This window comes from bacterium (assembly GCA_030530825.1).
In the GTDB taxonomy this organism is placed as follows: domain Bacteria; phylum Patescibacteriota; class Saccharimonadia; order Saccharimonadales; family Saccharimonadaceae; genus Nanogingivalis.
The window spans coordinates 36,429-45,521 of the sequence record JAUMUF010000002.1 but is presented as its reverse complement, the minus strand read 5'-3'; the positions used below and the strand labels follow the sequence as shown (position 1 = coordinate 45,521).

Below are 9,093 nucleotides of genomic sequence, written 5' to 3'. Positions count from 1 at the left end.
GCCCATAGACTCCCAGTATCCAGTTCTGCCAGTTCCAATGATGAAGCCTTTTTCGAATTGCTGATATGATCCGTCTGATATTTTTTGCTCTTCTCCTGCAGGACGACCCAATTTACCATTTTCTCCGCCAAGTTGTTGGTAGCGATCGAATATTTTTCCGGAAACATTAAAGCGTGATTTATTGGAATAAGTTGATCCAAATAACTGATTAAAGAACATAAAGAAATTTCTGTTTCCATATGCTCCACAGTGTGAAGTTCCTGGCCAGTTAGCAAGCGCACCATCATTTGGTGTGTAGGGTGTGTAGATGTATAGACTTAGAGTTGCGACGTTTTCTATATTAACTCTTTTGGTTCCGCATGCTGGATCTGGAGAATATTGAATATCATTCCAGCCGAGCCTTAAGGAATAGCCACCATACATATGGTTCTTTTTATAATAATCTAATTGCCAAGCAGCAAGATCCATCTGTTTATAGAAACCTGATTTTGATTCTGAGCAGGCGGCAGAATATCCAGGACCACTATCTGGGCAGGCATATCCCATAGCATATTTATATTGATTTTTAAGTGGCCATTTATCATTGGTAAGTGGACCAGAAGATTCTTTCTTTAGAAGAACTAGGAGTACTTGTGGATTTATTCCATATTTTTGGGCGGCATTGTAGATTATCTGTGCAGCAGAAATTCCGCCTTGAAACCATCCACCTCCTTTTTCATAAGATGTTTCACGAGTTTCTGGGTTTTCATGATAATGATTTAGACACACAAAAGGAGCACCAACCCCCCACTTCTGCTGGGCAAACTGTGCCCGTGTAATATCTCCACGACCCCAGTCTGTTGCTGGTTGTGTTCCCCAAACATCGCAATGGCCAATTTGCTGATTGAGCCAGTCTTGGATCTGTTGAACGTTCATGGCATCTTTATTATAGAAAACTTCATCATCGATAATTCGGCCAGGGTTAAAATCGGTGGCTCTGACGGCCTTGGAATTCAAATTTTCAATAAAAGATATCGTGAAGAAACCGGCAATCAGCGATATAATACCGCAAAAAGTCAGTATTCTATAATTCAATTTTGAATTTTTTATCACTTGATACTCCTTCATAATTTAATTTGGTATTCTCATATTTTGCTTTGAAAGTCCAGTCGCCAGATTGACCTAGTTCTGAAAGAGGAATTTCTTTTGCAGAACAGTGCTTATGTTGTGGGCTTGGCAAAATTGTGGTGTCATATATTTTTTGTGAACCATTTGAGTGGGTTAGAATAAATTGACAAGTTCCTTCGTCTACATATAGAGCATCTATAATTGCAGATAGCCTTAATTTTCCGTCTTCAATCTGAAAATTTGAATTTACGACGAAGGTTGTCTTTTGAGTTGAAGTATTTACTTCTGGAGGTTTAGGGGTGTCAGAATTTGAAGTTAGGGGTTTACTCTCAGTCTTGGTTTGAGATTCTTCAGTCTTTTTTTCTTTTGTTGAATCTTTTGATGATTCGGTTTTATTTTCATTTTTTTCTGAAGTGGTGGTTTGTGTTTTTGAAGGGCTTTCATTTTTTTGATTGTTTAATATCATGAAGCCGAAAGCACCGACGGCAACTAATACGATAATTAAAGTAGTAATAATGATTTTTTTGTTTGGTTTTTGAGTGTTTTGTATTTTCATAAGTGTTTCTCCTAAGACAATTTTAACATAAACTTAATATAAGTGTCAAATATTGATTTTTATGGAAGTATGGTATAATAATAAATATGAATCATCTAAGTAGTCTCGTATCTGTAATTATACCCGTTTATAATGTAGAAAAATATATTAAAGATTGTCTTGAAAGTGTTGTAAACCAAACATATAAAAATATTGAAATTATAGTCGTTGATGACGGCTCTCCAGATGAATCTTACAAGATTGTTGAAAGTTTTATTGAAAAAGATGAGCGAATTAGACTTATTAGGCAAAAAAATAAGGGCTTGAATGGTGCTCGTGAGACTGGGTTTAAGGCTTCTAGGGGTGAGTATATTACGTTTGTTGATTCTGATGATATTTTACACCTAAATTTTATAGATAGACTTTTAGAAGATATTGAAGATAGTGATATTGCAGTTGGTGGATATACTTATTTTACGGACAAAAAGCCAAAATCTGATATTAAAAATAAAAAAACTTTGTACTGGAAAAGAGATGAATTTATACCTCGATGGATTCGAGAGGATTTTAGTTCGAAAAATATTTTTCCACAAACTGCTTGGGGTAAGATTTTTAGAAGGAGCATTTTAGAAGAAGTAGATTGGAGTGTTTCGAATTATAAAATCAATGAAGATGAATTTATGTCTATAATGTTTTATGCCGCCGCGCATAAGATTTCTATAGTCGACCAGAAATTATATTTTTACAGAAAAAACCCAAATTCTATTACGGCAAACTATAAAGAAAAGCCATATGTTAATCACTACAATGGCGAGAAGATTACCAGAAGTGATTTTTTTGCCAATCTTGCAGATAAAAGACTTGAATATTTTTCCGAATATAAAGCAGAAATATTTAATAGTTTTATGGGGTGTATTGGATATTTTGTATTGCGAGATACGTTATTGAAAAATAGTGATGATTTTTCTAACTCGATTGAAGTGTTGAGAAGATATTCTAGTGAAATTGATTATTCATTAAAAAAGACTGGACGCAATGACTTTTATGCTGAAATGTTAAAGGTTGCTATAGAAAAAAATAGTGATGGCTTGGTCGATTGGTATAAGTCTAAGCCACTAATTTCTGTAATTATACCAGTTTATAACGCTGAAAAATACTTGGAAGAATGTCTTGACTCTGTCATTAACCAATCATATTTTAAGATTGAAGTAATTATTATAAATGACGGATCTACTGACCAATCCGGTAAAATATGTGATGAATATGCATCTAGAGACTCAAGAATTAAAGTTTTCCATATCGAAAATGGAGGAGTTTCTAATGCTCGAAATGTTGCAATTTCGAAATCTAGTGGAGAATACTTCACTCTAGTTGATTCTGATGATTCTTTAGTGGGTGATGGGATTGAAAAAATGGTATCGCAACTTAAAGATGAAGTTGATGTATTGAGCGCCAGAGTAATTTTTAGAGATGGTGATTCGCTGAATACATATTATAATCCTTTCATACCTACTGACAGAATTTTTAATATCGATAATTCTTCTGAAGTTGAAATTCTGCGTTTTTGGGATGGTTTAAATATGCCTATGTCCAAATTATATCGAAGAGAATTTATAGTAAAAAATAAAATACAATTCCCTCTAGACATAAGGATGGGCGAGGATTTAGTTTTTGTTGTGAAATCTTTGCTTTTGTCTAAAAAAATACAGGCCATAAATCAAGATGTTTATTTTTATAGAATAGACAATTACTCTTCTGCTACCAAAACTATGTCTAATAAAAAATTCGATTTTGGAAAGGCTTTATTGGAGATCGATAAATTCATAAAAGAGAATTTTCCGAAGAATAAAAAAATTCACGAGGCTTTTCGGGCTGGGGTAGTTCAGCACTCGTACTTTACTTTTTATGCGACTGAAAATTCAAAATCTGATCACAGGGATGTTTTTGATTATATAAAAAACGATCTTTGGCCAAAATTAAATATTGACAAAACTGTTAAAATGTTGCATGAAGACGACTACAACCAAATGCTTGCAATTCTTGAATATGATTACGAAGATTTTATGCTTTGGAAAATTTCTTACACCAAAAAACATTTGAAGAAACTAGAGGAGTCCATCGCTGGTTTTAATGTTCATACCAGAAACTTGGAAAGTGAGATTGAAATATTGAAGTCATTTAGAGGCTCGCTGAAAAATTTCTTAAGAGCATCAAAAAGATTACTTGCAAAAATCGCGAGAAAGGTTTTGCGATAATGAAAAAACCTCTCGTTTCAGTTATATGTACCAATTTCAATAAAGGTGAGTGGATCAAAGAAGCCATCGAAGGATTTTTGATGCAGATCACCGAGTTTAATTTTGAAATTATACTTATCGATGATAAATCAACAGACAATTCTATAGATATATTGAGGGATTATGCTAGAAAATATCCTAAAAAAATTAGGCTATTTGAAAATAAGCAAAATATGGGCATCACAAAAACTTGGAAGAAGATTTGTCAAGAGGCGAAAGGTAAATATATTGCTCGATGCGACGGAGATGACTTTTGGATTGACAAATATAAACTCCAGAAGCAAGTTGATTTGCTGGAGAAAGATGACGATTCTAAATGGTGTAATTCAGACTTTAAAACAATAAATGAGAAAGGCGATACGATTTGCGAAAAGAGTTTTGCCTCAGGTTTCATTAATTTACCAAAAGATTTTGATGAGATGCTGACTACTCTTGGATTTACTATGGCATCAACATGGCTTGTTGAGGCTGATTTAATGAGAGACATAAATAAGACTCTACCAGATGACGCTATTGATGACACGTTCAATATACAATTAGAATTATTTCTCAGAACTAAACTTACGCATCTTCAAGATATAACTACTGTATATAGAATAAATCAAAATTCCGACTCTCACCCTGAAGACTATAGTAAAATAGAACAAAGATATAAAAAACTATTAAATACGCAGTTGTCATATTCTGATAAAATATCTAAAAGCAATAGGCTCAGCGTAATAAATTCTCTTTTAGAAAAAGATTGTCAAATGTATACAACAAATCATATTTTGGCTGATGAAAATAAAAAACTACATTCAAGCATAAGCAGTCTTGAAATAAAATTAGCAGAATATGAAGATTCAATTTTTATAAAATTAAGAAATAAAATTATTGGCATTAAGAATAAATTGAAGAGGTAGATCACAATGAAAAAGTTTTTGGTATATATAGAATCTAAACTCAAAACAGTCTCTTTTATTTTAAGGAATGGGGGATTGAGAGAGTTTGTTTTTCAGGCAAAAATTGCGATCAAGAAAAGGGTTACACCAATTTCGTTCACGGATAATGCTAAGGACGTCTTGATTGTATCAATAGACGAGCCTCTATTGGATAGATATAGAGCGGATCATATGATTGAGGAAATTACCTCGGCTGGATTGACAGTGGATAAAATTTATTATCATAAATTAAAGCCGGAGCATGCTAAATTTTATAATACTTTTATTTTTTATCGTTGCCCGTGGATGAATGGTTTTGAAAAATTCTTTGAGGAGGCAAAAAAACGCAATAAGGCATTGGTCTATACGGTTGATGATTTGGTTATAGACACTAAATATACTGACGAAATACCTACCGTTCAGGCTCTAAACAAAGAGGATAGAGATCTTTATGATGACGGAGTTAAGAGATATAAGAAAATTATGGAGCATTGCGACTATGCCGTTGCTACAACCAATCAGATAGCAGAGGAATTTTCAAAATATCCTAATTTCAAAGAAGTTTTTATAGACAGAAATGCTGCCAGCCAAGAGATGATTTATTTTTCTAATAAAGCAATTTCTGAAGTTGAAAAAGATCCAACCAAGATTATTGTAGGATATTTCTCAGGAACATCTACTCACAATGAGGATTTTCAGATGATTGCGCCTGCCTTAACCAAGATCATGGATGAAGATGAAAGGGTCCGTGTTAAGTTAGCAGGAAGAATTGATGCGCCAAAGGAATTCACTGGATATGAAGATAGGCTTATATTTACGCCATATGTAGATTGGAGGGATTTGCCGTTTGAACTTAGAAAATGTGATATTATTCTTTCTCCTTTGATTGATAGTTTGTTTAATAGAGCAAAAAGTGAGATTAAATGGATGGAAGCTGCATTGGTTAAAGTGCCGGTGGTTGCTAGCGATATGGGATCCTTTCGTGATTCTATTAAAAATGGAGAAACAGGAATTTTGCCCGCAAACAATACTGAAGAATGGTATAAATCTATAAAACAATTGATAGACGATGATAATCTTAGACTTAATATCGCCGATTCTGCGTATAATTTTGTTATAAAAAATTACCAGACAATAGGTAAAAATGCGACTAAATTAAGAAATTTTATCGAAAAAATCACTCCAGAAGTTTATTGTTTTAGCGCAGTTAGCCTTGCTGATATTTCAGGCGGAAACATCGTAATTAAAAAGCATATGGAGACCCTAAGAAATGCGGGCAAAATTGTTTACGCAGTAGAAAGTTTGCCGTATTCTAAAAAGGATAAATGGGTCGATGCTAATCTTGAAGACGATAAAAACTTTGATATATTTAGAATAAACTCATCAAGATTGTCCGATAAAGTTAACCTTGATATGACTTTTGACAAAATGATTGCTACTTTTTGGTCCAGTAATAATTTTGTTAAAAATTATCCCCGACTTCGAAACAGAAATAGTAAAAAGAAGTATCTCATTCAGGGTTATGAAGTTGGTTTTTACCCAGAAAATGACAAACTAAGGGGCGAAGTATCCCAGACCTATGCTGATAAAAATATAGAAATATTGACTGTTTCTAAGTGGTGCCAAGATTGGCTGAAGGAAGATTTTGGCAGAGAATCTGACCTTATACTTAACGGAATTGATCTTTCTAAGTTTAAATTCAAAAAAAGAGTTTTAGGTAAAAAGATTAAAATCCTCATCGAAGGTAATTGCTCTGCTGAAAATAAAAAGGTTGATGAATCTTTTGAGATCGTAAAAAAACTTGATCGCGACAAAATTGAGATTTCATACCTAACTTACAATGGCGAGCATAAAGATTGGTATGATTTTGATAATATTTTCACTAAAATCTCTCCAGAAGGAGTTGCGGAAATATATTCCAATCACGACATTCTTATTAAAAGTTCTGTGGCTGAAAGTTTTTCTTTGCCACCTCTTGAGATGATGGCTACAGGTGGGGCTGTTGTATTGGCTAAAAATGAAGGCAACGCAACATATGCGGTTGACGGAGAGAATTGCTTGGTTTATGCCTCTGGCGATATTGAAGGGGCGGTGAATAAAATCGATAAATTAACCCAAGACCCTATGTTGTTAAAAGATATATCTTGTACAGCGAGAAAAACAGCAGAAGAATTCGATTGGAATAATAAAATAAAAGATATTGTGGAAGTTTATGAAAAGTAAGATAGCAGTAGTTATTTTGAACTATAAAGGTTGGCGTGATACAAAAAAATGTTTAGCCGCGCTTTTTGATCAGACATATAAAAATTTTGAGATTTTTTTGATTGACAATGGCTCTGGTGATGAGTCTGTAGAAGAACTCTCAAAGATTAAGCATAAAAATCTACATTTTCATTTAGAAGAAAAGAACACTGGCTTTACTGGTGGGGTTAATATTGGCATTAAGTGGGCGATTGAAAATAATTTTGATGCGGTAGCGTTACTCAATAACGACACGATTGCTGAGCCTAATTGGCTTGAAAATCTCGAAAAGGCTTTCGAAAATTCGCCTGAAATTGGCGCAGTTACAAGTTTAATGCTTGATAAGACCGGTGAATTTATTGACGATGCGGGCGATGAATTTTCGACCTGGGGGATTCCGGCACTTCGAAACGAAAACGAGCCAAAACAAAACGCACCAGAAAGCGGACTGGTTTTTGGCGCAACAGGTGGAGCGACTCTATATCTTACAGAGGTTTTTAAGCATATTGGGCTTTTTGATGAAGATTTTTTCGCCTATAATGAAGATGTTGATATCGACTGGCGCATGCAGTTGGCTGGTTATAAAATTTGGTATGAAAAATCTGCTGTTGTGTTACATAAGCATTCTGCGACTAGTTCAAAGATACCTGGTTTTACAATTAATCAGGTTTTCAAAAATCTTCCGCAAGTTTTCTGGAAGAATGTGCCGTTTCCGATGATTGTTTGGATGTTGCCAAAATTTATGCTAGTTTATACAGCGTTTATTTTTTACCAAATTCCAAAAGGCGGTCTGAAATTCGCTTTGAAGGGCTTGGGTCAAAGTCTACTGTTACTTCCAAAATCTTTACATAAGCGCCATAAAATCCAAAAAAGTAAAGTTGTTTCGAACAGATACATCTCAAGTATTTTACTCCATCAATTGCCTCTTCGACAAGTGAATCGAATTAAAGAATTCCTTCGGATTAAAAAATAATCTTTTAATTATTAATATTGATTATAAGCAAGAAATATTGTATAGTATTATTAAATAGATTTTCTATTATAACTTTTAAGAAAGGAAATAATGCTATGTTAAAAGGTATTATTCTTGCTGGCGGGTCTGGGACTCGTCTCTATCCGTTGACTCGTGCGGCTTCGAAACAATTGATGCCGATTTATGATAAGCCGATGATTTATTATCCGCTTTCAACTCTGATGCTTGCGGGGATTCGTGAAATTTTAATAATTTCTACTCCGCAGGATCTACCAAGATTTCAGGAACTTCTTGGTGACGGATCTGATTGGGGGATAAATTTATCTTACGCCAAGCAGCCTAGTCCTGACGGATTGGCGCAAGCATTTATTATTGGCGAAGAATTTATCGGCGATGATAACGTTTGTTTGATTCTCGGCGATAATATTTACTACGGTAATGGCTTGAGCGATATGCTTGCTCGAGCGGCTGCGCGACAAGATGGTGCGACAGTGTTTGGATATCACGTCAAAGATCCGGAGCGGTTTGGTGTGGTGGAATTCGATAAAGATATGCGAGCTATTTCTGTCGAAGAAAAGCCGCAAAATCCAAAATCGAATTATGCGGTCACAGGTCTATATTTTTATGACAATGATGTTGTAGAGATTGCTAAAAATATCAAACCAAGCGCTCGAGGCGAACTTGAAATTACTGATATTAACAAAGTTTATCTCGAAAAAGGTAAACTTTCGGTCGAAATTATGGCTCGCGGGTTTGCTTGGCTCGACACAGGCACGCACGAAAGCCTTCTCGAAGCATCGCAATATATCGAGACTGTTCAGCGAATGCAAAATCTGCAAGTTGCCAATCTTGAAGAAATTGCATTTCGAAAGGGCTGGATTTCGGCGGAAGATGTTCGAAAACTGGCTCAGCCACTCAAGAAAAATGAGTATGGTAAATATCTCCTTCGCCTGCTTGGAGAATAACTCCAACGGTTTAAGCACTCGAAAAGAGTGCTTTTTAATTTTGCGAAAAAATGGTAAA

7 protein-coding genes are annotated in these 9,093 nt (G+C 34.7%); 5 read left to right on the top strand and 2 right to left on the bottom strand.

Annotation, left to right across the window (positions count from 1 at the left end; genetic code table 11):
- The coding region (locus Q4A21_03335; protein MDO4902553.1) for a hypothetical protein at nt 1-1,092 on the bottom strand (1,092 nt) is incomplete at its 3' end.
- Nucleotides 1,064-1,663: a hypothetical protein gene (locus tag Q4A21_03330; protein ID MDO4902552.1), complete on the bottom strand. Its 600-nt coding sequence runs from the start codon at nt 1,661-1,663 to the stop codon at nt 1,064-1,066. The genes Q4A21_03335 and Q4A21_03330, both read right to left, overlap by 29 nt.
- A gap of 86 nt (nt 1,664-1,749) precedes the next feature.
- Between Q4A21_03330 and Q4A21_03325 the strand changes: the two genes are divergently transcribed.
- From Q4A21_03325 to rfbA, 5 genes are all read left to right on the top strand, one after another.
- On the top strand, nt 1,750-3,897 hold the full coding sequence (locus Q4A21_03325; protein MDO4902551.1) for a glycosyltransferase: 2,148 nt from the start codon (nt 1,750-1,752) through the stop codon (nt 3,895-3,897).
- On the top strand, nt 3,897-4,838 hold the full coding sequence (locus Q4A21_03320; GenBank protein MDO4902550.1) for a glycosyltransferase: 942 nt from the start codon (nt 3,897-3,899) through the stop codon (nt 4,836-4,838). Before Q4A21_03325 ends, Q4A21_03320 begins: the two co-directional genes overlap by 1 nt.
- 6 nt (nt 4,839-4,844) lie before the next feature.
- Nucleotides 4,845-7,079: a glycosyltransferase gene (locus tag Q4A21_03315; GenBank protein MDO4902549.1), complete on the top strand. Its 2,235-nt coding sequence runs from the start codon at nt 4,845-4,847 to the stop codon at nt 7,077-7,079.
- On the top strand, nt 7,069-8,070 hold the full coding sequence (locus Q4A21_03310) for a glycosyltransferase family 2 protein (protein ID MDO4902548.1): 1,002 nt from the start codon (nt 7,069-7,071) through the stop codon (nt 8,068-8,070). Before Q4A21_03315 ends, Q4A21_03310 begins: the two co-directional genes overlap by 11 nt.
- Before the next feature lie 95 nt (nt 8,071-8,165).
- Complete coding sequence (gene rfbA, locus Q4A21_03305; GenBank protein MDO4902547.1) at nt 8,166-9,035, top strand: glucose-1-phosphate thymidylyltransferase RfbA; 870 nt, start codon at nt 8,166-8,168, stop codon at nt 9,033-9,035.
- Nucleotides 9,036-9,093: the final 58 nt, after the last annotated feature.